This is a genomic window from Paenibacillus sp. 05T425 (genome assembly GCF_056396205.1).
On sequence record NZ_JBFTLA010000029.1, the window covers coordinates 1 to 25,841 of the forward strand.

Annotated in this window: 23 protein-coding genes and 5 pseudogenes; 6 read left to right on the top strand and 22 right to left on the bottom strand. The window is 42.3% G+C overall.

The window, feature by feature from the left end:
* Nucleotides 1–468: 468 nt before the first annotated feature.
* Nucleotides 469–897, bottom strand: a complete 429-nt coding sequence (locus AC1DF0_RS31360) for a M23 family metallopeptidase (RefSeq protein ID WP_477577438.1) — start codon at nt 895–897, stop codon at nt 469–471.
* Between the two features lie 339 nt (nt 898–1,236).
* Between AC1DF0_RS31360 and AC1DF0_RS31365 the strand changes: the two are divergent.
* A pseudogene (locus tag AC1DF0_RS31365) lies at nt 1,237–1,596 on the top strand (IS110 family transposase); the annotation flags it as partial.
* 480 nt (nt 1,597–2,076) lie between these two features.
* Here the strand turns inward: AC1DF0_RS31365 and AC1DF0_RS31370 are convergent.
* Together AC1DF0_RS31370 and AC1DF0_RS31375 are read right to left on the bottom strand one after the other, a co-directional pair.
* Nucleotides 2,077–2,553 (bottom strand): UPF0158 family protein, encoded by a 477-nt coding sequence (locus AC1DF0_RS31370; RefSeq protein WP_477577440.1) that lies wholly within the window; start codon nt 2,551–2,553, stop codon nt 2,077–2,079.
* 218 nt (nt 2,554–2,771) lie between these two features.
* Nucleotides 2,772–3,221, bottom strand: a complete 450-nt coding sequence (locus tag AC1DF0_RS31375) for a MerR family transcriptional regulator (RefSeq protein ID WP_442053222.1) — start codon at nt 3,219–3,221, stop codon at nt 2,772–2,774.
* A 161-nt stretch (nt 3,222–3,382) separates the two neighbouring features.
* On the opposite strand from AC1DF0_RS31375, the gene AC1DF0_RS31380 reads away from it, so the two are divergent.
* Nucleotides 3,383–4,234, top strand: coding sequence for an aldo/keto reductase (locus AC1DF0_RS31380; protein WP_442053223.1), 852 nt, complete (start codon nt 3,383–3,385; stop codon nt 4,232–4,234).
* Nucleotides 4,235–4,472: 238 nt separating this feature from the next.
* Here AC1DF0_RS31380 and AC1DF0_RS31385 read toward each other — a convergent pair whose 3' ends face one another.
* The 4 genes from AC1DF0_RS31385 to AC1DF0_RS31400 all read right to left on the bottom strand — a co-directional run bounded on the left by AC1DF0_RS31385 (nt 4,473) and on the right by AC1DF0_RS31400 (nt 7,432).
* Nucleotides 4,473–5,372 carry a phosphotransferase family protein gene (locus AC1DF0_RS31385; RefSeq protein WP_442053224.1) on the bottom strand — a complete coding sequence of 300 codons (900 nt, stop codon included), beginning with the start codon at nt 5,370–5,372 and terminating at the stop codon, nt 4,473–4,475.
* A 526-nt stretch (nt 5,373–5,898) separates the two neighbouring features.
* Complete coding sequence (locus AC1DF0_RS31390) at nt 5,899–6,240, bottom strand: hypothetical protein (protein WP_442053225.1); 342 nt, start codon at nt 6,238–6,240, stop codon at nt 5,899–5,901.
* A gap of 253 nt (nt 6,241–6,493) precedes the next feature.
* A complete protein-coding gene (locus AC1DF0_RS31395; RefSeq protein WP_442053226.1) occupies nt 6,494–6,706 on the bottom strand; it encodes a DUF378 domain-containing protein in 213 nt (70 codons plus the stop codon).
* Between the two features lie 207 nt (nt 6,707–6,913).
* The gene (locus tag AC1DF0_RS31400) at nt 6,914–7,432 is read right to left on the bottom strand and encodes a DUF3231 family protein (protein WP_442053227.1); all 519 of its coding nucleotides are present in this window, start codon (nt 7,430–7,432) and stop codon (nt 6,914–6,916) included.
* 106 nt (nt 7,433–7,538) lie between these two features.
* Here AC1DF0_RS31400 and AC1DF0_RS31405 point away from each other — a divergent pair.
* A pseudogene (locus AC1DF0_RS31405) lies at nt 7,539–7,793 on the top strand (hypothetical protein); the annotation flags it as partial.
* A gap of 369 nt (nt 7,794–8,162) precedes the next feature.
* Here the strand turns inward: AC1DF0_RS31405 and AC1DF0_RS31410 are convergent.
* The 3 genes and pseudogenes from AC1DF0_RS31410 to AC1DF0_RS31420 form a co-directional block, all read right to left on the bottom strand.
* A complete protein-coding gene (locus AC1DF0_RS31410; protein WP_477577444.1) occupies nt 8,163–8,510 on the bottom strand; it encodes a hypothetical protein in 348 nt (115 codons plus the stop codon).
* Between the two features lie 101 nt (nt 8,511–8,611).
* Nucleotides 8,612–9,025, bottom strand: a complete 414-nt coding sequence (locus tag AC1DF0_RS31415) for a MarR family winged helix-turn-helix transcriptional regulator (RefSeq protein ID WP_442053229.1) — start codon at nt 9,023–9,025, stop codon at nt 8,612–8,614.
* Between the two features lie 87 nt (nt 9,026–9,112).
* A pseudogene (locus tag AC1DF0_RS31420) lies at nt 9,113–10,159 on the bottom strand (NADH:flavin oxidoreductase/NADH oxidase).
* A 288-nt stretch (nt 10,160–10,447) separates the two neighbouring features.
* Here AC1DF0_RS31420 and AC1DF0_RS31425 point away from each other — a divergent pair.
* Nucleotides 10,448–11,718: pseudogene (locus AC1DF0_RS31425) on the top strand (IS110 family RNA-guided transposase).
* Nucleotides 11,719–12,521: 803 nt separating this feature from the next.
* Here the strand turns inward: AC1DF0_RS31425 and AC1DF0_RS31430 are convergent.
* The 5 genes from AC1DF0_RS31430 to AC1DF0_RS31450 all read right to left on the bottom strand — a co-directional run bounded on the left by AC1DF0_RS31430 (nt 12,522) and on the right by AC1DF0_RS31450 (nt 16,816).
* Entirely contained in the window at nt 12,522–12,938 is a 417-nt protein-coding gene (locus AC1DF0_RS31430) for a cupin domain-containing protein (RefSeq protein WP_442053488.1), read from the bottom strand.
* A 14-nt stretch (nt 12,939–12,952) separates the two neighbouring features.
* Nucleotides 12,953–13,273, bottom strand: a complete 321-nt coding sequence (locus tag AC1DF0_RS31435; protein ID WP_442053487.1) for a carboxymuconolactone decarboxylase family protein — start codon at nt 13,271–13,273, stop codon at nt 12,953–12,955.
* A 32-nt stretch (nt 13,274–13,305) separates the two neighbouring features.
* Nucleotides 13,306–14,340: a zinc-binding dehydrogenase gene (locus AC1DF0_RS31440; protein WP_477577447.1), complete on the bottom strand. Its 1,035-nt coding sequence runs from the start codon at nt 14,338–14,340 to the stop codon at nt 13,306–13,308.
* A gap of 70 nt (nt 14,341–14,410) precedes the next feature.
* Nucleotides 14,411–15,388, bottom strand: coding sequence for an aldo/keto reductase (locus AC1DF0_RS31445; RefSeq protein ID WP_442053485.1), 978 nt, complete (start codon nt 15,386–15,388; stop codon nt 14,411–14,413).
* A gap of 252 nt (nt 15,389–15,640) precedes the next feature.
* A complete protein-coding gene (locus AC1DF0_RS31450; protein ID WP_477577449.1) occupies nt 15,641–16,816 on the bottom strand; it encodes an MFS transporter in 1,176 nt (391 codons plus the stop codon).
* Between the two features lie 500 nt (nt 16,817–17,316).
* Between AC1DF0_RS31450 and AC1DF0_RS31455 the strand changes: the two genes are divergently transcribed.
* The gene (locus tag AC1DF0_RS31455) at nt 17,317–17,865 is read left to right on the top strand and encodes a TetR/AcrR family transcriptional regulator (RefSeq protein WP_477577451.1); all 549 of its coding nucleotides are present in this window, start codon (nt 17,317–17,319) and stop codon (nt 17,863–17,865) included.
* A 479-nt stretch (nt 17,866–18,344) separates the two neighbouring features.
* Here AC1DF0_RS31455 and AC1DF0_RS31460 read toward each other — a convergent pair.
* Both AC1DF0_RS31460 and AC1DF0_RS31465 read right to left on the bottom strand, forming a co-directional pair.
* Nucleotides 18,345–19,626 (bottom strand): annotated as a pseudogene (locus AC1DF0_RS31460) (IS110 family RNA-guided transposase).
* Nucleotides 19,627–19,927: 301 nt separating this feature from the next.
* Nucleotides 19,928–20,131 carry a hypothetical protein gene (locus AC1DF0_RS31465; RefSeq protein WP_442053367.1) on the bottom strand — a complete coding sequence of 68 codons (204 nt, stop codon included), beginning with the start codon at nt 20,129–20,131 and terminating at the stop codon, nt 19,928–19,930.
* Between the two features lie 203 nt (nt 20,132–20,334).
* On the opposite strand from AC1DF0_RS31465, the gene AC1DF0_RS31470 reads away from it, so the two are divergent.
* The gene (locus AC1DF0_RS31470) at nt 20,335–22,011 is read left to right on the top strand and encodes a copper amine oxidase N-terminal domain-containing protein (RefSeq protein WP_442053366.1); all 1,677 of its coding nucleotides are present in this window, start codon (nt 20,335–20,337) and stop codon (nt 22,009–22,011) included.
* A gap of 519 nt (nt 22,012–22,530) precedes the next feature.
* Here AC1DF0_RS31470 and AC1DF0_RS31475 read toward each other — a convergent pair.
* The 5 genes from AC1DF0_RS31475 to AC1DF0_RS31495 form a co-directional block, all read right to left on the bottom strand.
* The gene (locus tag AC1DF0_RS31475; RefSeq protein ID WP_442053365.1) at nt 22,531–23,439 is read right to left on the bottom strand and encodes an oxidoreductase; all 909 of its coding nucleotides are present in this window, start codon (nt 23,437–23,439) and stop codon (nt 22,531–22,533) included.
* Nucleotides 23,440–23,508: 69 nt separating this feature from the next.
* Nucleotides 23,509–24,141 carry an NAD(P)-dependent oxidoreductase gene (locus AC1DF0_RS31480; RefSeq protein WP_442053364.1) on the bottom strand — a complete coding sequence of 211 codons (633 nt, stop codon included), beginning with the start codon at nt 24,139–24,141 and terminating at the stop codon, nt 23,509–23,511.
* A 103-nt stretch (nt 24,142–24,244) separates the two neighbouring features.
* Nucleotides 24,245–24,817, bottom strand: a complete 573-nt coding sequence (locus AC1DF0_RS31485) for a TetR/AcrR family transcriptional regulator (RefSeq protein WP_477577455.1) — start codon at nt 24,815–24,817, stop codon at nt 24,245–24,247.
* 248 nt (nt 24,818–25,065) lie between these two features.
* Complete coding sequence (locus tag AC1DF0_RS31490; protein ID WP_442053594.1) at nt 25,066–25,422, bottom strand: hypothetical protein; 357 nt, start codon at nt 25,420–25,422, stop codon at nt 25,066–25,068.
* A gap of 166 nt (nt 25,423–25,588) precedes the next feature.
* On the bottom strand, nt 25,589–25,841 hold a 253-nt coding region (locus AC1DF0_RS31495), incomplete at its 5' end, for a hypothetical protein (RefSeq protein WP_477577457.1).

Sequence of the window (25,841 nt, forward strand, 5' to 3'; positions counted from 1 at the left end):
GTGTATCGGGATACGTTACGCAAAAGGGCTATGACCCGTTCCGTTAGAAAGACCGACCTCCACCCCTTAGTTAAGACGTGACGAAGGAATGAAAGGGCTATGACCCGTTGAGACATGGGAGCGAGAATCGCTAAGGCGAAGTGGAGATGTGCGCATAATGGAACAATATGGGTGATTCCTATCCACCCTTTATTTACGCATGCCTTTTTCCCCATCTCCCAGCTACCGGCTCTCCCATCATCCTTTTCTTCAATTTAACTACAGGATGAAATCCTGCGAATTCATGAGTCTGAGTGAGGAAATTGAATCATTTCGAGGGAGCGTAATGATATTTTTAAAAATCTTTAATGCCTATAAAAAATACATTTCTTCTCCAAAGTTCTTTAACTGACTTCCCATAGACTTTAAATCAAATCGTATTTGAAGAGGAATATTTCCCTTCCATGCTCCAACATGAATATGGGGATGTCAAGAATAACCGTTGTTACCTACTTTTGCGACTATATCACCTGCCTTAACGGCATCGCCTTCCTTTACGCTCAAATCCATTACATGAGCAAAACAAATTCTTACATCGTCATGTCCTAAAAATCTAATGCTGCTTGCTCTAGAGTGCTGTATATTTCCTAGTGTATTAGTAACTGGGTTAATATGAATAGATTCTACAATTCCATCATAAGGAGCAAGAACGTCAGCACCCCATCCGTACCAATCCTCATTGTTACGTCCATCATTCCTATACTTTCTCATCCATCCATCAACAAACTTTTCAATTACACAATCACAACCTAATGCATCTCCAATATGAGGTAATTGGCCGTCTGGATGTTCAGATACAGTAAATGCATGATTGTAAACTGGATGAATAGTAACCACTTCGATTGAGGTCATATTCATATGTCCACCTCCTCCTTATTCCTTGCTTCTAGCATAAAGTTTTCTACAAACGCTTGCTAATATCCTTTATTTGGTATTAAGCTAATCTGCCCGTTCGTATTATGAGATCAACCATTTCTTTCTGGTTGATCCTTTTTGCATTAGCTTCGAGGATTAGAGTAGCCGGGTCGAACGTACCTGCCAGTGGGACTTGATCCCAAGCGCTATAATGTTCACCCCTACTTGTCATGACCATGATTGAGGCTGGTTGGGACATAGATCCCGTATCACATGCGATGCTGTGGAGCGACAAGGAGGTTCATAGGGGCTACCGGTAAATTTACTTCAAGGAGAGATAACATGAACCCTGTTATAGGGCTAGACATATCTAAAGAAGAAAGCCACGGACAAGCTTTTTTAAATCGAGGAAAGCCATACCGAGGGATATTCCATTTCGAACATACATGGGATGGTCTCGAGATTTTGCTTCAAGTTATTCATGACATCGAACATGAATCAGGTCATCGGCCTACATTGATTCTGGAAGCAACCGGGCACTATCAAAGCCCTGTTGTTMAATTTCTAGAGGAGCATCACTATCTATTTATCGTTATCAATCCGCTTATTTCTAACCGGCTTCGAAAAACCAATCTTCGTAAAGTGAAAACGGATGCTGCTGATGCTTATCTTCTGGGCGAGCTTTCTTTCACTTCTAAATTCCCATCCATTTTCAATCGCATATCTAATTAAACTTTCACAATTACTTGGCTTATGCGGAATGAAGTGCCAGCTACCTTGCCATGTAAATAACACTTCAAAATATGAGGTTTTTGATGAATAGACCTTAAAATTCACAAATTTATTACTAGGAATCTCGTTAATAACGCAGTGGAATTGAGAACCATCTATCCTTATCTTTTTAGTTCTTTTGCAGAACGTCTTCCCCATTAATATGCCTCCTGAATTTTTCCAGTATGACGAGTCATTCTGTTACTTTTACTTTGAAAGTATAGACATATTGAAATTAACCTGCCCTCTAGCTCAATGAAAAATGGAGCATCTGTCCGATCGCAATCTGCTCCATGTTGTATTCAGCTAAAGTTCCCCGTTAGCGGAATAGCCAAGAAAAGCTGTCTGTTCACACAGTCAGCTTTTTGTCTGATTCAACTTTTATTTCTCGAATGTACAACAAATAATACTTCATTCCTTTATTACAAGATCATTCTCTTCACACCATTCAATAACTAATTCCTTAACCTTTTTTTCTTTGAATTCATACCATTGCTTTTCGACGTTATGTACTCCGATCCTGTCTTTAAATCTTCTAAATGCTCCTTTTCCTTGAATAACTCCAAACAATTCTTCTCGAACCTTTGCTTCGCTTAATGTCCCAATAAATTCTTCTACTATTTCATATTCATGGTACTCGTTTTTTAATGTGAAATCGATATAAACCTCGTCCTCATCCTCTATAATTTTCATTGCTTGTTCAATGTTCTCTCTTTGCCAATCTGGATAGTTTTCAAGTGCCTCTTCATCTTCTGCTGCTCTAATCTCTTCTCTCGATAACATTATAACTTCTCCTGTCTGGGTGTTGATATATGAAACGTTCTCATCCATTTGAAATTCAATTTCATTAATTAAATCATCTAATTGTACCGCTGCTTTATTCTTCATTTCATACCTGTCCTTTCATTGATATCCCTTTTGCAATAAAGTTTAATCAAAATACCTGAATAAATCAAAGAGGAGCTGCTTTAGAAAATGCAACTCCTCCTCAACTATCGTTCCCAATTAGTTCAATCTAGATTGATGTGAATCTTGTTCATTGCGAGCCAATCGAGAGTTTAAACCGAAGATTTTCCCAAAAACGGTTGATGTGCTCAAAATATGTCTCACGCCTTCCGAACAGAGGGCGAGTAAAATACGTCAGCATGCATATGCTGAATTTTGTCCCAGTTACCGGGATTGGTCGTGTCTGGAGTGCGGTGCTCCAGAATGGCCTGATATAGGTCGGTTTTTTGTTCTAAATGGGCAACGTGCCGTTTGGCTTCTTCAAGCTGAACGAGTGCCGCTTCTTTATGCTCCATTATAAGTGCGAAGCGTTGCGGAATGGTCGAATCCCCTTCGAGACAGAGATCGATATACTTTTTAATCAATTCAATCGGCATCCCGGATTGCTTGAGGCATTTCACGCCATGCAGCCAGTTGATTGATTCGTCGTTGAACATCCGAATGTTGTTTTGATTACGCTGTACGCTTGGCACCAGGCCTTTATCCGTGTAAAAGCGCACGGCGTGCTGGGTGAGTCCCGTTATTTGGGCGGCTTCATTGACCGTATACATGTTCAAATCCTCCTTGGAAAATAAAGTTGTGAAGACGGCTTGACTTCGTGTAACACGAAGGTTCTAAGCTTATTGTAATGCAATTCAGCCGTAAGTGGGTGCCCGATTCCCGGGATATGCGCTGTTTGCTATTATACATTTAAATACTAGGAGGAGTTAAAATGCAGAACGTAACATTGACCAACGGAGTGAAAATGCCGATTATCGGCTTCGGTGTCTACCAGGTTCCCGATGCTGAAGAATGCGAGAACGTGGTATATGAAGCGCTGATGGCCGGTTACCGCCTGATCGACACCGCCGCCGGTTATCTGAACGAGGAAGCGGTCGGACGCGCGATCAAGCGCAGCGGCGTACCGCGTGAGGAGCTGTTCATCACGACCAAGCTCTGGGTTCAAGATACTGGATACGAGAGTGCCAAGCTGGCGTTTGCCAAATCCTTGAAGAAGCTACAGCTCGACTATCTTGATCTATACCTTATACACCAGCCGTTCGGCGATTACTATAGCGCTTGGCGTGCGATGGAAGACCTATACCGCGAAGGCAAGATCAAGGCGATCGGTGTCAGCAACTTCCTGCCCGACCGTCTGATGGACCTCATTGTGCATAACGAAATCGTACCCGCCGTCAACCAGATTGAAACGCACCCGTTCTACCAGCAGATCGAGAGTGCCGCTTTTATGAAAGAGCAGGGAGTGCAGCACCAGTCGTGGGCGCCGTTCGCTGAAGGCAAGGGCAACATGTTCGGCAACGAAGTGCTGGCCTCGATAGCAGAAAAACACAATAAGTCCGTCGCCCAGGTCGTGCTGCGCTGGCTTGTTCAGCGTGAAGTCGTTGTTATTCCAAAATCGGTGAGAAAAGAGCGAATCGTCGAAAACTTCGACATTTTCAATTTTGAGTTGAGCGCAGACGATATGCAACAGTTTGCCACCCTCGATACGCGGGAAAGTCTTTTCTTATCCTACCACGATCCGAAATTCGCCAAGATGCTGGGCACCTTGAAAGTCGATCTGTAACCCTTGATCGAACCGCAAACTCATCAGGCGTTTACACTCATCTATTAAAAAGGACAGGGCACCCCTGTCCTTCTTTTACTTGAATTGGAAATGCTAAGAATAGCAAAACTGCAGCTAGTAGTGTAACGAAATCTATCTAAGCAGGTAGCACAGAATCACAAAGATCTCCTGAACTATCCTGCCCGTTAGCGTAATGGCATGGTATTCCGATAAAAGAAACAGCCGTCATCGGCTGTTTCTACACATTGAACCGTTTATCCTGTTGCACTGCTTCCACCCCTTCTTGAATCCAATCCGGATCCCCAGACTTTAAGCCCTCTAACAGATAGCGGACCTGATCGAACGTGACGAACAAGGAGATTTTTCGAATGCGGGCGTCCAGATCAACCTCGCCTCTGCAAGCCATCACTTGCCGGGTAAACGCCTTCCCGCAATCCTCAAGTAAATACAAGTAATCGTAATCGGGATCGCTTATCTTGGCGTCGCCGAAGTCTATAATACCCGTTAATTCGGTCTGATGCGCATCCGTTAAAAAGTGATCCGGCGACAAATCAGCGTGTATCAGCGTCGGCGTATAATGGGTACATGTCGTATCCTCCAAATAGGATTGAAAGCGCTGGGTGAGATAGTCACGTGAAGACGTTTCAAGATGCGGAAAAACCTGCCTCTTTGCAACCTCCTTCAACAAATGAACGTCATTCGTGAGGTTATGGACGGGAACTCCAGCCTGAATTGCCGTTTCAACCGGACATGCGTTCAGGGCATCCATGAAATCAGCGAGTTGTATAGCCAGTCGTTCCCTTGCGTTTTCAGAGAGAGAGGCTATTCCGTCTTCCCCCAGAATCTCCCCTTCCACTTTCCGATAGCCTGCAAAGGGACGTCCATCCTCCTCTGTTCCTATATATACAAACTCCGGAATCCCGACCTTAACACGCGCGGCCAACAGTGGCAGTAATTGTATTTCTTTGTTCAGTTCATTTGCCCCTTGTTGACTCTTTGGAAAGCGGAATACCCATTCTCCGTTGACGAGTATCGCTATATTTCGAAAACCTTCGCCAAGCGACTCCACGGTTTGAATGATCAAATCTGGGAATTGGTTCGCTATCAGTGCGGAATAGCGGCGTTCCTGTTCTTTCATTTGGGCAACTCCTCATATGATGATGTAATTATTTTAGCTTTCTTCCGTGCCTTAAATCCTGCAGTTGGGCATATAGTCCAGCAACTAGATCCATCCATACTTCAAATTGAATTGATAATGAGTCGGTGCCATTTAAATAAGTACATTTTCGTACGTTTATAATACCAGACTTGCAGGATGACTGACCAAATATTGTTCTGCCAGATAAACAGAAAACAAGATGGGGATTGATATTTCTACCTTCTCAATAAAGGTCGATATATTCAAGATTAAGTGCCAGAAGTAGAGTATAGAAGGAGTAGTTGAAATATATTCCAAGAGAAACTTATTGACTCATTTGATGACGTTTGGTCAATTATGCAATGAAACAAGCACTCATCAATTACAATTTTCTTTTCTTCCTTGGTGAATAGCTTCATTGATTGCTATCCTTATGCGATACAATTTTCCTGCCTCATGCTCAACGAAAAAGAAAAACTGATCAGTCTGGCCGGCTGTTGGGTATGCTTATTCAATTAACCTATCGTTAGCTTAATCCATGGTCCTCATCTATTATCCATGAGAACTCTTTTGAAATGGAAATAGCAACGCCAGTTATGGCGTGTTCTAGAATGTCACTAATGGACCTCGGCAAATCTATTTCAATTAGGTTTACTTCTTCAAAACCATCTAGTGTATAAATCGCGTAGCTACCATCTAATTCAGCGGGGATACCTCTCACCCTGATTGGGTCTCCGTGGAGTTCTTTGTAAAATGTTAGATGACTAACTTTCTCATAACCCAGATGACAAGTTAAATAATGTTCCAAATTCTTTGACGTTACTTTTTTCGTGTAATCATCAGAATGGATGCTTATATAGTCATACATCAATCTCACCTCTCTCTGTATGTCTATTCGTAATAAGCCAATGAATGTCCTTCAAGAAGCAACTGCTCATTAACGTATACTGCCATTTAGCTTAATGAATAAGGAGCAGCTGCCGCGGCAAACTGCTCCTTATTGAATTTCGCTATCGTCTCCCGTTAGCGTAACGGATCGTTATATAATATTGAAATCAGAAAACAAAAAGATTCCGCACAGGCGCGGAATCTTGTAACGAGCGTCCAACGGCTCGCGATATTTATGTTCTTGCGTGTTCTTCATTAATAAATAAATATTTGATACAATACAACCCACTAATCCCGACCAAGCTATATACGATGCGGCTTATCATTGAGGATTCACGATGAGAATCGCCTCCTAACAATGCGCTGACAAGGTCCCACTCAAATAAACCGACAAGAAGCCAATTTAAAGCCCCGACAATCACTAGTGCCATTGCAACTTTACCCATATTTTACCCCTTTTGCAGTTAATATCTTACATTGATTAATATGCGATTCTTTTCCGACAGTTATACCTAGGGCTTAATAATTTCTAACTCTGGTTGGTTTTTTTAACGCCTAAAAAATAACCCGCTAGCACTAAGCTAAACGAGTTAATTTTTGTAATTTTAGGATCGACTATACCTCTTCTAACAACAAACCGAATTCCATTTTAATTAAACACTAACTGTTTCTGGTCTCTTGATAAGTAAAGGAGGCGGAACTAGCCAACCTTTATCCTTAAGCATTCTAAGCGTTTTACCACCAAGTACCGTTTTTGCAGCAGCATATTTTGCAAATAATGCACCAATATCTTCGCGAATACACATTGCCATTGCTTGAGTGCTAGCAACAACACCTGTTGCTGTGTCGGCAGATATCGCAGCGGCAATTTCTTGATCCGCTAAACGAGCACCCACAGGGATATCTTCAAGATTTGCTTTTGGTCTGTCAGCCATTATTGGAGCAGGAGCGATACCATTCGCATTTAGTATTTCATCCAGTTCTTTTATTTCTTGTTTTGCTTGATCAATGTAGTCCTCAATCAACTTCCTTAGGTCTTTGTCACCTGCATGGTTTAAATAGGCTTGATAAAAAGAAACTGCTCCTTTAGCTGTAGTAGAAGCCGCCCAAACACTGGATACTTCACCTAAATGCATTGGCTCATCTTTTGGATTACCGCTTAAGATTCCCACGAAAAAGTTGCCTCCTTTGATGTCAAATCAGATTTATTTTGTCCATCATCTAACTCAATCTTACATTACAAACGCATACTAATTTTTCCAGATAAGATCAGCTTCGTTGTTCCCTGTATCGAATTACGATATTAACAAATATCCGGAATGCCGCAAATATGTCGATATGGGCTACCAAAACAAGCAGTTTAACTTCCGATTGGATCCGACGCGCATTGGCGAGATCTTCCAAGGCGAGAGCCCGAGCCGTAACAGTGGACCATTATCGGTCGTCGACCCGCCAAAAGGATTTCCGGTTTCGCAGATGCCCGATTTCGTAGCCAGTTCAAGAATGTCATTACTTTTCGACCTCATTCTCTGAACTTATCAATACTTGATGTATTCGCGAATCGATTAAGCAATCCTGCCCTTTAGCTTAACTGATCCAATGATCGGCTACCGCTGTGTTTATTGAGCTAAAGTTCTCCGTTAGTTTAAGTACATTGTTTCACATACCCGTTAAATCGTCCAACGAGTAAAATGTTCTGTTCTTATGTTMATTTATTTTAGTCTTATTCACCTACCATGCCGTCACCATCACGATCATCCATATATTTGTACAGCCAGTGTTATATTTAGGTTAGGTAAGTTAAACAGTTGAAATTAAAAGAACCACACATATTAGACATGTCTAAGATGTATGGTCCAATTTTATTTTTCTTCAACTAAAGTTCGCCGTTAGTTCAACTATTTATATTCGATCTTCTATTTTTGGACGTGGGTGAAAACTCAAAGAATCATCAATGCCATTACCATCTAAGTTCAAAACAAAATGATACTCGCCAATAACTACTTTATCCAAAGATACATTCAAAGTAGTTGTAACGAATCTTATTGGCTCATCAGTACGATAATTTACTACTAAGGCAATTTTCTTTTTAGATAAAACTACAGATGTGAGATCAAGGGTCTCAAAAGCTTCTTTGACTTCAGCAGGTTCTTCCTCTAGCCATGAATTTACATAGATCCAGAAGCCATCAACCGCTCTTTCAAAACATTTATGTTTTTCTGCAAAAAACTCTAATTCTTTAGTATCCAAATTCGCTCCTCCAGGTGATGGCTGGCGCCGCATACTTTTATTCAACTATCGTCTCCCGTTAGTTGAGAACAACGACAGCCGATTTGTTGCCGTTGTTCAGACTACGAGGTGAATAATCTAATATTAATTTTGTCTTTCTTAGTCATAGAATTTTCTAAGACTGAGCTAACTTCTGAAATTAAACTAGCAATATACTTTTCCCCATTTGGAGTAAGGACAACATAAAAACCTCTCTTATCTTCTTCAAACACACTGCGGTCCACAGGCTGGAATGAATGATTTTCGAGTCTGATGATTAGGCGGGAAAGCGCGCTTTGGCTTAAACCAATCATTTTTGATGCAGTGGCTAGACGAAGTTTTTTGTCTCCGGTTTGATAAAGAAACATAAGCAAATAGAACTCTTTTAAGCTGAGTTGATATTTATCTTGAAGTATATGTTCTAAAGCATTGTTAATCCGATCATGGTATTTAGAGAAATTGACCCAGTCATGAATCAGATGTTCCGAATGACTCAAAGTTATCGCCCTTTCATTACTATAAGTGTATTCAACAACACATATAGTTTACCTTAACCCAAACTGATGTCAAAAGATCATCTATTTTCAGCGAATTCCTCTTGCATATTGAAAGGGAGATTCAACTTTGCCTTCTATCGATTTGATTGAATGTAAAGCCCAATAAGGATCGTTTAACATTCCTCGCGCCACTGCCACAAGATCCGCATCTTCGTTTGTTATAGTTGCTTGAGCCAGTGAAGCATTTTCAAGCTTACCTACTGCGATAACAGGTAGGTCCAGTACTTCTCTAAATTTTCGTGCAAAGGGTACCTGATAACCTGGTGTATTTAAAGGCTTCAATATTCCTGGTATCCCTTCACCTCCGCTGGAAACATGAAATATGTCTACTCAAGCTGCTTTGAACTTCTCACTCATTTTAAGTGCATATTCAATATCATATCCACCATCAATGTATTCAATTGCAGAAATTCTCATGATCAGTGGAATATGCTCAGGAATAACGCTTTTGACGGCTTTAATGACCTCAACACCAAATTTAGATAAGTCTTTGCCATAAGCGTCTTCCCTACGATTAATACTTGGTGACATGAACTGGTGAAGTAAATAGCCATGAGCACCATGAAGTTCGATGGTGTCAAACCCTGCTTCTACTGCACGCCTTGCTGCATTCTTAAATTGACAAATGACTCGATCAATTTCTTCAAGTGAGAGAGCACGGGGAAGCTTTAATTCTCCATATTTCGTCTCTTCAGGAAGCGCTCCTCCTAGAACAGTGGATGGCCCTACAGGTACATTCGCATCCTCTGCTTTTCTTCCAGCATGTCCAATCTGGATGCCAATCTTAGCCCCATGTTTTTTGACTTCCGTAACAATACGCTTAAAAGCTGGTATTTGTTCATCGGACCACAAACCAAGATCTCCATCAGTAATTCGTCCATCTGGATCGACTCCAGTCATCTCAACAATAATTAATCCTGTCCCCCCAACAGCCCTGGAAACATAATGTACAAAATGCCAATCATTTGGTACACCATCTTTAAGGTCAACCGAATATTGACACATCGGAGCCATCACAATTCGATTTTTAAGTTCGAGACCTTTCAAATTGTATGGTGTTGATAATTTATTCATATTTGAAACCTCCATTTAATTTGTGTGCGCATGCAAATAATATCATTGAAAATTTCACTTTGTCAAATAGTCGATAGTCGAATTTTAGAATTCTGAATTACATATCGAAATTGTTGAGATTATTAAATGAACTGGTCTTAATATAACCCCAAAACGATTACACTATGCTGCCCGTTAGGATTCCTGTAGAGCGTTAATTTTGCGCTTTGCATAAAAACGAGCGACTCCGGTACGATGGTGTAGTCACGGGTCATAGCCCTTTAGCCATCTTAAGGAGGTCGCTCTATCTTGAATTTTAAAGCTCAAGCCAAACAAAATCAACTGCTCGAACGCATTTCAACCCAGCACCTTGTCGTCGGCATCGACATCGCCCAGCAATCCCATGTTGCTCGCGCTGTCAACTTCCGTGGAATCACGCTCGGCACTCCGCTTCACTTCTTCAATAACGAGGCCGGCTTTAGCCAACTGCTGCAGTGGATGAAAGATTTGCAGGAAACGCACCAACTAAACGACACCATCATCGGTATGGAACCAACTGGCCACTACTGGCTCGGCCTCGCTTCCTGGCTCAGAGACCGGAGCTTCGAGGTCGTGTTGGTAAACCCTCATCTTGTCAAAAAGAACAAGGAAAACCGCGATAATACTCCCTCCAAAAGCGACATCAAGGATGCCTTGGTTATCGCCGACATGGTGAAAAACGGCTACTACACGGTCATTAAAGAAACCAGTGAAGTGTTCATAGAACTTCGAGTGCTCATGGCGAACCGGGAGACAATCGTCCATCGTCTTGTCAGCGTCAAGAACCAGATCCATCACTGGGTGGACATTGTGTTTCCAGAGCTGAGACAGGTATACAAGCACCTCATTGGCTCCGGGTCCTCGCTACACTGCGTCTCTTTCCAACACCTGCTGAGCTTCAAAAGCTCACCGTTCGCCAGATAATCGACGGTTGGAAAACAGTCATGAAACGGCACAGCGGTGAACCAAGAGCTGGTGAACTACTGGCGCTGGCAACTCGCTCGGTCGGCGCAAAGCATGCCGAGAAAGCCTATAAGCTTCATATACAACAGTTGCTGGCCGAATATGATCTGGCTATGGAGCAGCTAAAGGTAATCGAGGATGAAGTGGCGACTGCTCTGGCCCGTATTCCACTGGCCAAGCCGCTGCTCGCAATGAAGGGGATGAGCATCTTGTCTGTCACCGGCATTCTAGGTGAAGCTGGCGATCTCAGCGGCTATGCTCATGGCAATGCGTTGTTGCGGCATGCCGGCCTCAACCTAGCTGAAGCAAGCTCAGGCAAGTGGAAGGGCCAGATGTCCATTAGCAAACGTGGCCGACCAAGACTTCGACATGCCCTGTTCATGGCAACCATGGCCCTCATTATGAATGATGAAGCGTTTAAACKACAGCACGAAGTGAATGTAAAGACGAAAGGCATGAAGCCAATGCGCTCAGTGATGAAACTTTGCGGTAAGCTGGCTCGTATTCTGGTTGCCATAACTCGCAGCGGAGAGGCTTACGAACCGGATCGATCTCTTACTATGAAGCAGGTTGCTTAATCGCTTCTCGCTCAGCACAAAAACTGGCTTATTCGCAGGATTTCAAGATTGCACGGAGTACCGGATTGCATTAAACAAAAGGGCATCGACCCGTACCGTTAGGATTACCGGCCTCCACCCTCTGGATAGGCGTAACGAAGGAATGAAAGGGCATCGACCCGTCGAGAAATGGGAGTGAAAACCTCCGAAGGTACGTGGAGCAGCGTGCAGCAGACCAACAAAAAAGGAGCGAAAACTCGCCCCTTCTGTTCCCGCATGCTCGCCGGTTGCCCATATAGACGGCTCTCGTCCCATTCAATCCGGCTTACGATTCATCCTCTGGAGAAATCCTGCGAATAAGCGAGCATTCGTGAGAAAACTGCATCGTACCGAGGTAGCTTAATAAATCGTGCATTTTTCGGGATCACAGGGCTGTAAAGAAGTTCTTGTCCTAATACGGCTTTGTATAGAAGTTCTTGTCTTGAGCTGGCGACAAGAACTTCTATACAAAAAACAAAAAAGCTGCAGTTTATGCGACCTCCGTTGTACAGATGTTCTTGTCTTCCGACAAATATAAATTGTTACACAATATATGTCCTTGTTACTGTTGATTAAAATAATAAGTGTGCTGCCGGCCGAATTATAAAGTATTGGACTCAGTCATCATTCACTCTGTCCTGCCCAATAGCTTGATGAAAAATGGAGCATTGAACTAAAGTTCCCAAATAGCTTAATATCTATTAAGTAGATTCTTCTTTAAATTGAAAATGTTCGTGAATGAATAGCTTGCATCCGCTACAAGTGTCTCACGGTTTAAAGCATTATCAATATTTCACTTTATTTGCTTCTACGTACTGTTCCTCATTTACAGGCTCAAACCATTCAGTTTCTGGCTTGCTCGGATCACCAGCAGCTGCTAAATGAACAAACCATGAGTCATCTGCAGCACCATGCCAATGTTTCACCCCGGCTGGAATGATTACTACATCCCCTGCTTTTATGCGTTGGGCAGGTTCGCCCATAGCTTGATAATAACCTTCTCCGGCAGTAACAAACAATAATTGCCCCCCTGCATGAGAATGCCAGTTATTACGGCAACCCGGTTCAAACGTCACATTCCCAATAGCATTTGGGCCGGGTGTGAGCATTTTTAAATAACTTTGACCTACGAAAAATTGAGAAAATGGATTAGGTTCTCCTGTATCGAATAAAATCGTATCTTTCAAGTCTTTGATAATCATGACCCTTGTCTTCCTTAGTCCTTATAGATTTCTTTAGCTCTGTTAAATGCTGACCACGCTTTTGGCCATCCAGTATAGAAAGCAAGGTGGGTTATCATTTCAGCTATTTCCTCTTGGGTAACACCGTTTGCTTTTGCTCTTTGTAAATGAGCTGGCAATTGTTCAAAGTTCCCACCAGCGATTAGAGCACTAACCGTTATCACACTGCGATCGCGAGGAGACAATTCATTCTCTCGGGACCAAACTTCACCGAATAATACATCATCGTTAAGTTCTGCGAATTTAGGAGCGAATTCTCCAAGCAAATCTCGCCCTGCTGTTTGTTTTTCTGGCATAGTTCTTATCTCCTTTCTTAACCAGTATTTTATTAAGGTCTAATTAATACTTTGAGCGCTTCACGTTTGTCCATGGCACGATAACCTTCTGGAACCCCATCCAGATCAACGGTTACATCAAATACACGACCAGGTTCAATTGTTCCGTTAAGGATGTCCGGCAATAATTCTTCCATATATGCACGCGTTGGCGCTGGTCCCCCCGTCAGCGTTATATTACGCCCGAAAAGACTAGCAAAGCCGATGGGAGCATCCTCATACTGAGGCACCCCGACACGGCTGATAACCCCACCAGCCCTCACTACACCAAGGCTCATCTCATAAGCAGGCATTAGACCAACACATTCAAGAACAACGTGTGTTCCTTCGCCATTTGTCAACTCCCGAACTTTCGTAATGCCTTCTTCTCCGCGCTCAGAAACAACATCTGTGGCACCAAATTCAACACAAAGATCTGTCCGTACCTTATGTCGACCCATGAGAATGATTTTCTTGGCACCGAGTTTCTTCGCTGACAGGACGGCAAGAAGACCAACTGCTCCATCACCGATAACCGTTACTGTCGTATTTTCATTCACACCGCCCTTCACAGCCGCATGATAACCAGTGCCGTATACATCAGACAATGTTAATAGCGAAGGCAGTAATGGAGAGTTCTCATCTATTTCGTCAGGCAATTTGAACATACTTCCTTGTGCTTGAGGTACTCTAACAAACTCCGCCTGGCAACCGGACATAAACCCTCCGTGCATGCATGAAGTCATTAATCCTTCTTCGCAAAAAGGACATGTGTTGTCACCATAAGCAAAAGGAACGACAACCAAATCGCCTCTTTTGAATCCAGTAACGTTCGATCCCATTTCTTCAATTCTTCCGATGACTTCATGGCCCATGGCTTCAMCTTCGCCATGCTCATGGGCATGCATGCTATGATAAGGATGCAGGTCGCTTCCGCAAATGCAAGCGCTAACCACCTTCAAAATGGCATCAGTCGGTTTTTGCAATTTCGGAACGGGTATTTCTACTACGCGAACATCACCAGCAGCATACATCATATTTGCTTTCATTCCAATTAACCCTCTTTTCATTTATGAAACTTTTGTTTTGATTTAAACTTTCGGCAGAATTAGTATTTGCTTATTTGCCGGTCCTTTTCTTTTCTGTTTCCGGATAACGGTCACCAACAATTTGGATCTTGGCGATTCCTTCATTGATTTCCTGTAGCTCTTGTTCAGTAAACTCGATATTAGTTGATGCAACATTTTCAGGGATTCTGTTGACATTTGTTGTCCCTGGAATTGGAACAACAAAGGACTTCTGGGAAAGAATCCATGCAAGTGCTATTTGTGCAGGAGTTACATTCCTCCGTTCAGCCAGTTTATTCAAAAAATCAATAATTATTTGATTCGCTTCCATTGCTTCCTTGGTAAACCGCGGTAGCTCCCCTCGGTTGTCATTCTCAGTGAAAGATTTGTTCTTGTCTATTTTTCCGGTTAGAAATCCACGTCCCAGAGGGCTATAGGCAACTAAGCCAATCCCTAATTCCTCGAGTACAGGGAGAATGTTTCGCTCTACATCGCGCCACCAAATCGAATACTCACTTTCCACTGCCGCCAGCGGTTCAACGGAGTGTGCCCGGCGAATGGTTTCAGCGCTTGCCTCCGACAATCCCCAATGGAGGATTTTTCCATCATTTTTAAGTTGTTGCATAGTCAGCGCTACATCTTCAATTGGAACCTTTGGGTCCACGCGATGGATATAATATAGATCGATATAATCCGTACGCAATCTTTTTAAAGATTCTTCAACTGAACGGATGATGGACTCTGGCCGGCTGTCAAGCTCATTTGTTAAACCAGAGATCTTAAAACCGCCTTTTGTCGCAATCTGTACCCTGCTGCGGTGACCTGCAAGCGCCTCACCCACAAGCTCTTCATTTGTATAAGGCCCATAAACTTCTGCTGTGTCATACATGGTAATGCCAGCATCAATAGCGGAGTGCACGACCTGAATCATTTCATTACGGTCTTTTGCCGGACCCCGATGATAGTTTAGTCCCATACACCCGAATCCAAGTAATGAAGTCTCCAAGTTACCCAATAATCTTTTCTTCATAAGTCCTAAGTCCTTCCTTTTCTTTAATCCGTATTTGTAAATCAAAGCTTCAATCTTACGTGTACATATAGATCAAAATTTATTAAACTTCTCAATCAAAAAATTATTGTGCAATAATCGCGATAAGCAATTTGAGTCGTTTAATCAACTTGTGTCTATTATTATAGATCTAAGCAGTTTGAATTCAATGGTTAAAAAATTCTGATTTGTTAATTTAGCAACAGATCATCAATTTTTGTTTATTATTAATTCTTACTGTCTCTCTCTGTTAGTGAGGTTAATGGGATAATGCATGTAGTTTCTCATTAAAATAAACAGTATACTCAATAACAAAAATAGGAATCCGCCTAATACCACATATTTTGTCCCCATCTCAGTAATAATCGTTCCTCCTACTGTTGTCCCGATTGTTACCCCTACGTTACCAGAAGCTAAAAATAAGCCATTTGAGAACTCAGGAGCTTCTGGTGCTGCAGATACAATACAATATTGCGAGATATTGTTCCCTATAGCCACTACTATCCCAAAAGCGAAAACAATGATTGCCATAGGTATAGTGAACTGCCCCATTGAAAACAATAAAATGTAAACAAATGCCAATACGAATGGAAAGGATATTATAGATTTCATTGTGTTTTTTGTAAGGAGCTTGCCTGCAACAATGTTCCCTATTATGCTGGCCCCACCGAATATGAATAACATTAAACTGGTTGTTTTCCCAGGTATATGAGTAATGGTTTCAAGATACTCAGCAAGGTAACTACTTACTCCATACATCGCTGCATTTATAAATACGACTGCAGCTATGGACAGCCAAGTAAAGAACCGTTTTAAAATACTTAACTGAGATCCATAAGAGAGTCTTTCCTTAACAGGCATGGATGGTATAAATAGTAAAGTAATAAATGCAATTACATTCACGACAGTAAAAAACAACATGGCCATCTTAATTGAAGTTGAAGTAGCAATAAAACTAGAGATTGGTGATCCAAGTACCATCCCCCCCGTTACTCCCATAAATACTTTTGAAATCATCTTAGGAGTCTCTTCCTTGTTAACTGATGCAGCTGCTGCTGTTAAAGCTATTGAGACGTATACGGGGTGTAAAAAGGCTGGAAGTACACGAGCAATTAACAAAACGGTAAAGCTTGATGCGAATATGGAGACGACGTTGCCAAGAACGAAAACACCTATTACAAATAACATTACCTTTTTACGATTTAAGCCCGAAAATAATAACGGAAGAATCGGTCCAGAGATGGCGACAGCGAGTGCAAAGAGACTCACTAGTAACCCTGCTTTAGCTATACTGACATTAAAGTGATCAGCAATCGAAGGTAATATCCCAACGATACCCATTTCCGTGTTTAAGATACCGAAAACACCTATCGTTAAAATAAAAATAAACAAATGATTTTTTCTATCCATCAAATTAGCTCCTACTTTCTTTTAACAAAACTTTCAAAAACTTCTATAATACGCGCAAACTCTCTAACCATCACTTAACGCCGCTAAAATGGTCCTATCTTCAACCAACTAACTTCCTGGCATGTTCCAAGATAATTATCTAAATTGTCAAAGAAGCAAACACTGTATGAAGGATAGTTGCAGGACATGTATTCGTATAGTAAAATTTCACCGTTTCCTAATTGCCATGCGGTATGAATGCGGGTCACCTTCTTCCCTTCGATAAAGACTTCCTCGGTTATGCTCCTGATCGTGTATTTGACGTTCATTTCTTGATCCATTATCTCTTTTCCATAGCTCAAACTTTGATGATTAAACAACAAGACTTGATTAATCAACTTGTGTTTATTATTATATGATCAAGATGCGTTAATTCAATGGTTAAAGAAACGAGGTTTGTTGATAAATCAACATAAGAAATATAAATGTTAAGTATCTTTAGAAGGTATGGTGGGTAAACGATGGCTAAAGTAGACCGGAGAATTCTTAAAACGCAGGAGGCTTTAAAAAAAGCTGTTATTGAACTGATGACTGAAAAAAATTTTGATGATATAACCATTCAAGATATTGCAGACCGGGCAAACCTAAATCGCGGAACAATTTATCTTCATTTTCAAGACAAATTCGATTTATTGGACAAACTCATAGAAACACACCTGAGTGAATTAGGAGAGATGGACGAATGGGCATGTGAGATGGATTGGAACGAGGCTCTAGTACCTTATTTTGAATATTTCGAGAAAAATTTTTTATTTTTTTCAACCATGTTGGCAAGTACAGGTGTACCGTCAGCTTTCAGAACTCGACTTCTAACATCTTTTATTGAAGGTTTCAAAGGTGAGATAGATAGAGAAAGCGGAAGAAATATAGATTTAATCGATGATGTAATGCTGCAATATGCCGGTACCGCTTATGTAGGTACAATTGAATGGTGGATTAGAAATGGAATGCCTTATCCGCCTAAAGTAATGGCTACACAAGTTGGGACGCTGTTAGGGAGAAGTCTTTAGTCCCTCTATAAACTCAAAAATGTTTGCAGGAACTTATGCAAACGGGTGGACTAGCTTTTATTCAACTATCCTCCCTCTATGGAGAATCACTTTTCTCTTAAATGCTCACTTTTTCTTAGCTTTTGACCCAGCGTTCTATTCCGAAGATAACTTTTCAATGGAACGAAGTTGTAGATGAAGAAATTTGTGGGGCTGGTAATTGCGCAAAAAGACATCCACCTAGACCACCTCACTGTAAAAAGTGGCTACTGCGGTAAAGTATGGTTGCACAATTGGGTCTCCACATAGCTCATGGTGGTCAACCCTCCCACATCTCACAGAGTCTACGCTCCCACATTCCTTCATTCAACCTGTCCATGAGGTGGAGGTCAGATATGCTGCCCGACAGGATCTTCGTCCGTATGATAGTGCCGTTCCGACTCATCCGTGCTTCTTGTTATTTTACTATGGTTTTGGTCATCGTCTTTAAAAACACTCCGTTAAGCTGCTAGTGGTAACTCTCTGAATCGAGGGATATCCTGGAACATCTTCCTTTCGCTAAACTCATGTCCCTTCTTCAATATGCCAAAAAGGATCCGAATGAGTTTGTTACATAACGCGATGAGAGATTGCATTTTCTTCAACGGATTTATCGGCCGTTTTGTGTAATACTCGTGCAAGGCTTTGAAGGCTGTATTCTTAGCCACTAACGGCATCATTACTCTAAATAGTAAGGCACGAAGACGTTTCCTGCCTCTCTTCGTTATCTTAGTTTGTCCTGTATGAGTACCGGACGAATTCGTTTTTAAACTCAATCCAGCGAGCTTTGTAATTTGCTTAGGATGACGGTACTGGCTAATGTACTTCAGCAAGGAATCCTGCAATGGTGTCTCTTCCAATCCCTTTTATGGCCATCAATTGCTGAACGTGAGGAGTATGAATGAGTAACTCATCCAACCTTGCTTCAAGCTCTAAGAGTTGGCTATGAAGCCATTCATACTGAGTGAGCAGGAGCTTGAGTTCCATTTTTGCTAATTCTGTGCCTTCTCTTATGCCTACTGAACGGCTTGCTGCTTCCTTTAAGTTCTTAATCCGACCTAGACCAAGACCTCGCTTTGCAACTGCTCGCAGATGCTGCAATAAGGCTTCATCCGACACATTAACAAGCTCATGCGGCATTAGATAGAGGCTTAACATTTGAATCGCAGACTTGCATTCCCAATCCTTGAATACCGTCAGGAACTCTGGAAAGTATCGGTCTAACCAGTTATGGACTTGTGCTTGGACCAAGCAAAGGTCGGTCGTTAGGATCTCGCGAATCTTCATTGCTTCCCTTAGTTCAGCATAAATGCCTTGAGGAAAGCTCGGTACGGCGTATCTCCCGTCTTTGACCAACTGTGCAATGACTTTCGCATCTTTAATGTCGTTTTTGGTAGGTGAATTGTCATCCAACTCTTTGCTTTTCTTCACGTGCAATGGATTTACAACACCATATGCTATCTGCTCTTCTTTCAGGAAATAAGCAAGGTTTATCCAGTAATGGCCAGTTGGTTCCATTCCTACTAGAGCGTCATGAAAGCTGTGTTCCTCCGAAATTATGCGGAACCAGTTCACAAACAACTCGAAGCCTTGTCTATTGTTTTCAAAAGTAATTGGTTTCCCAAACTCGACTCCGCGGTAGTCTTGAGCTCGAGCCACATGTTTGAATTTAGCAATGTCGACTCCGATAATTAAAGTTGATGGAGTGATTTGAATAATTCTTTCATTTTGAGTAGAATTCATCTTGTAATCTCCTTGGTTTGTTATTGGAATCCGTCAGCCGGCCAGCATCGTGGATCCAATAACATTTTACCAAGGAGTATTTTTGTTGTTTAAATCTCGTATTTGTTCAATATAGGAATGCTGCCCGTTAGCTCAACGAGGCTGCCGATTTATGCCGGCAGCCTCGTCCTGATGATTATGAAGCTATAGTTCCTCGTTATTTTAACGCCCAAAGGTGAATAGGTACCGAGAAAGGGAAGTCGCAACAGATGCTATCACCGCCGTCGCCTTCTTAATGATATGACCAGCAAGATGAACAATGTTAGAATCGGTCATCTTTTTCTTTGTTATCGAAGGATATTTCCAAAGGATCCTTTTGAGCGAGTGAAATCTTAGTGGGTTTATATCCTGCTCCCAATGCTTTAAGTTCTTCTTGTGCAGATGCTAGAGTTTTATTTCCTTCACAAAGTCCTGTTTCAAGTTGATCTGGATCGCCGTAAGCAAATACGATATATTCTTCATTCACTTTGAATCTCTTATATCAACAACTTTCTGAACTCAATGCTGTGTAAACAGTTGTTTGAGAACTTCTGAACTCATCCACAGGATCATCTCAAGGCCTTTAGCGCTTAACCTCGATCGACAGGTTTCGCTAATTTTCAATTGACTGAAATAAAGCATTGTGAAAAAATGGGCATAACAACCAAAGATTAAGGAGGCAATACTAGCGTGAAAAAGTTTCAATGGACTTCTGCATTTCTAATTCTTCTGATTGCTACTCTACTCCCCTTCGGCAGCCTAACGGTTGCCAGCGGGGGAAGCACTGAAATTACGGCGACAATCGACAGCCGCCCCATCTACTTTGACGTTGCTCCTCAAAAAATAGACGGAAGGGTGATGGTTCCGCTCCGTGCCATTTTCGAGAGTTTAGGCGCGGAGGTAGGTTGGCAGGATGTCACTCAGACAATCACAGGTAATAAGGATGGCTTTGTCGTCACTCTTCGCCTGAATGACACAAAAGCTGAAGTCAGCGGAAAATCAGTCCTGCTTGACGTCGCCGCTACCAAAATCAAAGGTAGAACCTTCGTACCAGCAAGGTTCGTTGCAGAAGGCTTTGGAGCTGATGTTAAGTGGGATGAAAGCCGCAAGCAGGTTATTATCACAACAGGCGCGGCAGCACCAGAAAGCCGCTACTACTTCGTCTACAACAGCCAGAAGGTAGCTGCTCAAGACTTGGCTTCGATCAAACTATTCGCCAACAAATTCAGGCAGACTCATAACGTTCTGCTGGACGCGGCGCAGTTCAAGACGGCACCTCAATTGTATGACGCTCTGAAATCAGAGCAGAAGAAGCTCGGCGGTAAGGTCGCTGGAATCCAGATCTTCGGTCTGGCAAGCGACGTTCCTTCCTTCTCATACATTCATAAGATGAAACTCACGGAAGGTAATTTCGAGTGGAACGGCGTCGAGCACAACAAGGTCGAAAAGTACGTGTCCGATCTTTTCTTTTCCACTTTCAAGAACGATAGCAAACACCTAACGGACGTCAACGTCTATGGGATCGTGCAGGAGAACCTTCCAATCAGCATCATCCCCGAATGGCCCGTCTCGCGCCTTCCGCTGACGAAAGGGGAAATCTCCAATTACATCGGAAACTACGAAGCATACCGCAAACAGATCGATGATAAAACCGTTCCGTCCGTCGTTCTTACGGCCCCTTACGAGATCCAAGACGGAATCGCTCAGGACGACATTGCCCTCCTCATGAAGCGAATGAAAGAAGAAAATGAATTCGGTTTCTTCAATAATACCAACCTTCGCATCTACTATAAGGATCTCGCCGCCAATTTGGCAAAGGAAAACAAGTCTGGGGTAATGGATCTCGTAGTGGGCGGCGACGGAGGCACCGAGGGAGCCGCTCTGAAAAAGAGTGGAAAGGATTACTTCATTGACCGCAATAGCGTTACAATCCTGAGCTCCAACTACTACACGGCATTTTTCTGGGGTATGGCTTCCGCCAAGGGACTGGACGCGAACAGTATCATCCACGATGGAATGGCAAAAGGGAAGATGATCAACCCTATCGCCTACACCATTCCGACCTACAACAGAGACGCCATGAACTACCTGTGGCTTCGGGTTCCCACTCCGGAAGGAGAGACAGGCGACGACTGGAATGACTACGTCGCGGTTGGAAAGGAGCTCTTGAAGAAAGATAATCCGTTCTTCTTCGTCTACAAGTACTACGAGGGGATCGAGAATGGTAAGAACCGCCTTCAAAGCTTCCACGAGGCGCAAGTAGCGTACGCCAAACTGACTGAAAGCAATAAGCAGAATCTACGGGCGGCAATGGGCTACGAGAACATCGTCTCACTGCACTACCTTGGACTGGCGGACTACAAATAAAAAACAGAAGAAACTCTTGGATACTCTCCAGGGGTTCTTTTATTCTGTCTTCCCCTTGATCTGAACGCTTTGAGTGTTGATTTGGGCATAATACCGCCACGGACTATATCCCGAACTGCAAATTAAAAAAAACACAAAAATCAAGACTTCTTATACGATGTGCCACATTATATAGGTTTGTTTAAGAGTTGTTCTCCTCGTTTGAAAAACTAAGTTGTTTTTTATGAGATTTATCCCACACTGGGTCTTGTTGCAGCCAAGGATTCTTTTTTCTTTCCCTAAATGTAGAACAAGGAGCAAGATCTCCGTGGATCTTGCTCCTTGTTTGTTGTGTTTGGGTGTTTTGGAATGTGTCTCGGGATTCGTGCCTTTCAACTTCATCCTGGATGATCACATGACCGGCTGCCGCTATGTACATTCAAATATCGTTCCTCGTTTGCGTAATGAACTGGCATATGTGATACGGTTCATTTTAACGGGTCTATAGGCGAAAAAAAAGGAGCCATCCTTGATAGTTTTTTACAAGTCATAATGTACTCCGGTTAACTTCTCGGATAGTAACCAAAGTTTTTCCGCAAGCCGCACATCCAATGCCTTTTTGGGGAAATCTACAAACTTCGGTTTCTTAGCCTTTAGAGGATTCATTCCTAGCCCTACGTAAATATCTCCGGTGATTGTCGAATCCGTCGCCGCAATAAGTGATGGCCAAGCCGATTGATCAGGAGGAGTTCCGAATATTTTCATTAATAGCAGTCCGAATGCTTTGGTTCCCTTCGGTGCATTTCTCCCGATGCCTGTAGGACTTGTACCGGGATGTACCGCTATAGAAATGATACCTTTCTTCTTCGCACGTCGATTTAATTCTCGGGCAAACAGTATGTTTGAAAGTTTCGAGCGATTGTATCCTGCCATTGGTCTGTATTTCTTGTCCATTTTTAAATCAGAAAAATCTATATCACCCATTTGAGCTGACTGTGCGCTAACTGTAACGATTCGACCGTGGTTCTTTTCAATTAACGGCAATAACAGACCTGTCAACGCGAAGTGTCCAAGATGATTGGTTCCGAAGTGCATTTCAAAACCATCTGCCGTCAGTTCACGAGTGGGAACTGCCATTACCCCAGCGTTGTTTATAAGGACGTCTATTCCTTTCACTTTCCCGTGGATCGTGTCGGCAAAGCTTCGAACTGACTTCAGATCAGCCAAGTTTAATGGCTCCACTGTTACATCTATATTCGGTGCCGTTTGTTTCATCTTTATGATTGCTTCTTCGCCGCGCCTATGATCACGGCTTCCAATGATCACTTTGGCACCGTGCTTCGCTAGCTCTAATGCCGTATAATAGCCTACCCCGCCATTGCCTCCCGTCACGATAGCGTTTTTTCCTCTTAAGTTTGGGAGATCGTCAGGCGTCCAGTTTGGTCTCATGATTTATTCCTCCGAAAGCTTATATTTTAAAATGTAATTGGGTCATTACTACATGCAAAGCTGTTACAGTCAGTCGTGAATAAACGAGGTTTGTTTGATATAACGAGCATGTTCAACTGAATCGATCATGAATCTAGCCACGTCGTCACGAGAAATTTTAGCTAGCATGGAAGGAGTAATAGCACCGTGCTTATATCGCCCTTTGCCCGGCTCATTGGTGAGCCTTGAAGGCTGAACGATAGTCCAGTCCAATCCACTTTTCCGCACAATACCATCCTGCCTTTCCTTATCGTAAAACTCTCGGAACGTTATTAAAGAAACCAGTTTTACAATCATTCTCATCCCAATTCCGAGCTGATTCCTGCTTTCTCTGCTGGTGCCAAAGCCCGTAAGAACGACCAGTCTCTTTACTTTATGCCTTCTCATCGCGTTCACAATTGAACGAGTCCCACGTAAGCATAGATCTGAAGGTCTTCCTGCTGTGGCTCCTAAAGCTACAAACACCGCGTCTTGCCCCTCAACAGCCGATCCTACATCCTCTTCAGTAAATACATTGCCTTCTACAACTGTTAATCCCTCCAGGGTAAACGGGATTCGATCTGCGGCACGTACAAAGGCTTTTACGGTATGTCCCTTGTTGATCGCTTGGTCAATTAGCTGTAAGCCCGTACCCCCGCTAGCTCCAAAGATGGTAAACTTCATTGTTCTTTGCCTCTCTTTTATCATATTTCACCAAAAATAAGTGAATATTCATTTATTAAAGGTGGAAAGAACAGCGATGCTATGCATCGCTTAAAATACTTTGCTATGCCTTAATAGCGTCCCAACTCATCTTGATGGCAGAATCTAATTGTTTACTATTCAATATGGTCCCGTTCTTCAAATGTGCTTTCAACAATTCGGCTATTGGCAAGATGGAGTAAACAACTAACATGTTAATATCCTCCTTCTTCAACATCTCCTGTCGGATGCCGGCGTCAAACATCTCGAAGATCGGTTGAAACTGACTTGCCGTATCCTCTAGGCACCATTTCTGGGGCAAAGGCGAATTCATTATTTGCTCCAGAAACAAAAAATATTCTTTGAAGGATTGAATAAAATCAACATAGTTGCGGATGATAGCCTCAAATCGTTCGTAAACTGTTCGGGTATGATCCACTCCCTGAAACATTTTCTCGCTCATCTTGCCTTTAATCTTCAAGTAGGTCTTGTAGAGCAGATCCTCTTTGTTCTCATGGTAAATATAAATCGTCGCTGCCGATACACTCGCTCTTTTGGCAATTCTTGATATCGACGTATCAGAGAAACCGATCTCATTAATTAGCTGAATGGTCGCGTCGAATATTGCTTCGACTTTGTTATCATCTCTATGTCTCATGAATCAATAATAAACGATCGTTTATTTATTGTCAACATTTAGGTATTGCTTGATTGGTTGGGGCTTTTTCTTTACCCGCCCCCAAACTTGACGCCCCGAGAAAGAATCTCAGCCTGAAAATTCGCTCTATTTGTGATTCACCTCGCATGACCTTAATGTATCCTGCCCAATAGCTTAACGAGGCTACCGATTTTTCCGGCAACCTCGTCCTGGTTGTATTATGGAACTAACGTTCTCCATTAGCTTAATTAGTATCTTGGAAAATAACCTACGATGGCATCATCTTCTGGATTAATCACTACAACTATTGGTCCTAATAAACCATCCTGATCAGTTGAAAAACTTACCCTTACCAACTCCTGATTCTTGAGATGGCTCCTATCCTTCTGGGGTACGATCCATTGATCTTTGTAGACGAACGTAGAAACATCTGCTTCTGTCCAGTTCTTTATAACATGCTTTCTTTGCTCGGTTTCAACAGTGTTCCAAGCAATTTCTCTATATTTCGATTTATTGTCATCTGTTAATACAAATTGTTCGTCCTGACAAGCTGACAGTACAAATATGCACACTGTAAACAACAGCATTAACGATTTCTTAAGCATTTGTATCCCCCAAAAAATGATCTTGTTTCTTTTAGACGTGGGAATTTATTAAATGTTTCCACAAAAAAGAAGGGTTCTAAACTATCCTGCCCGTTACTTCAACGAACAACGGCAGCCAATTGTAAAGCCGGCTGCCGTAACGTCCTGTTGAGCTATAGTTCTCCGTTTAGTTCAATGGTTGAAGTCCTTTTAATATATTCGCCATTAATTTGTTAGCTAAACGTAACGCCTCCGTTCGGTCCTTCGCTGGGGCTGTAAGCATCAGACCGTCCTTACCACTCCAATAACTAGACTTACCATCTTGTTGTTGTTCAAAAAGTGTAAGAGTAATTTGACGAAAATCATCATCGGCATATAACGTTCCCAACGAAAAACTCTTTCCTATGGTCCCGTCTTCATACCAATGGTACATTAGCAGA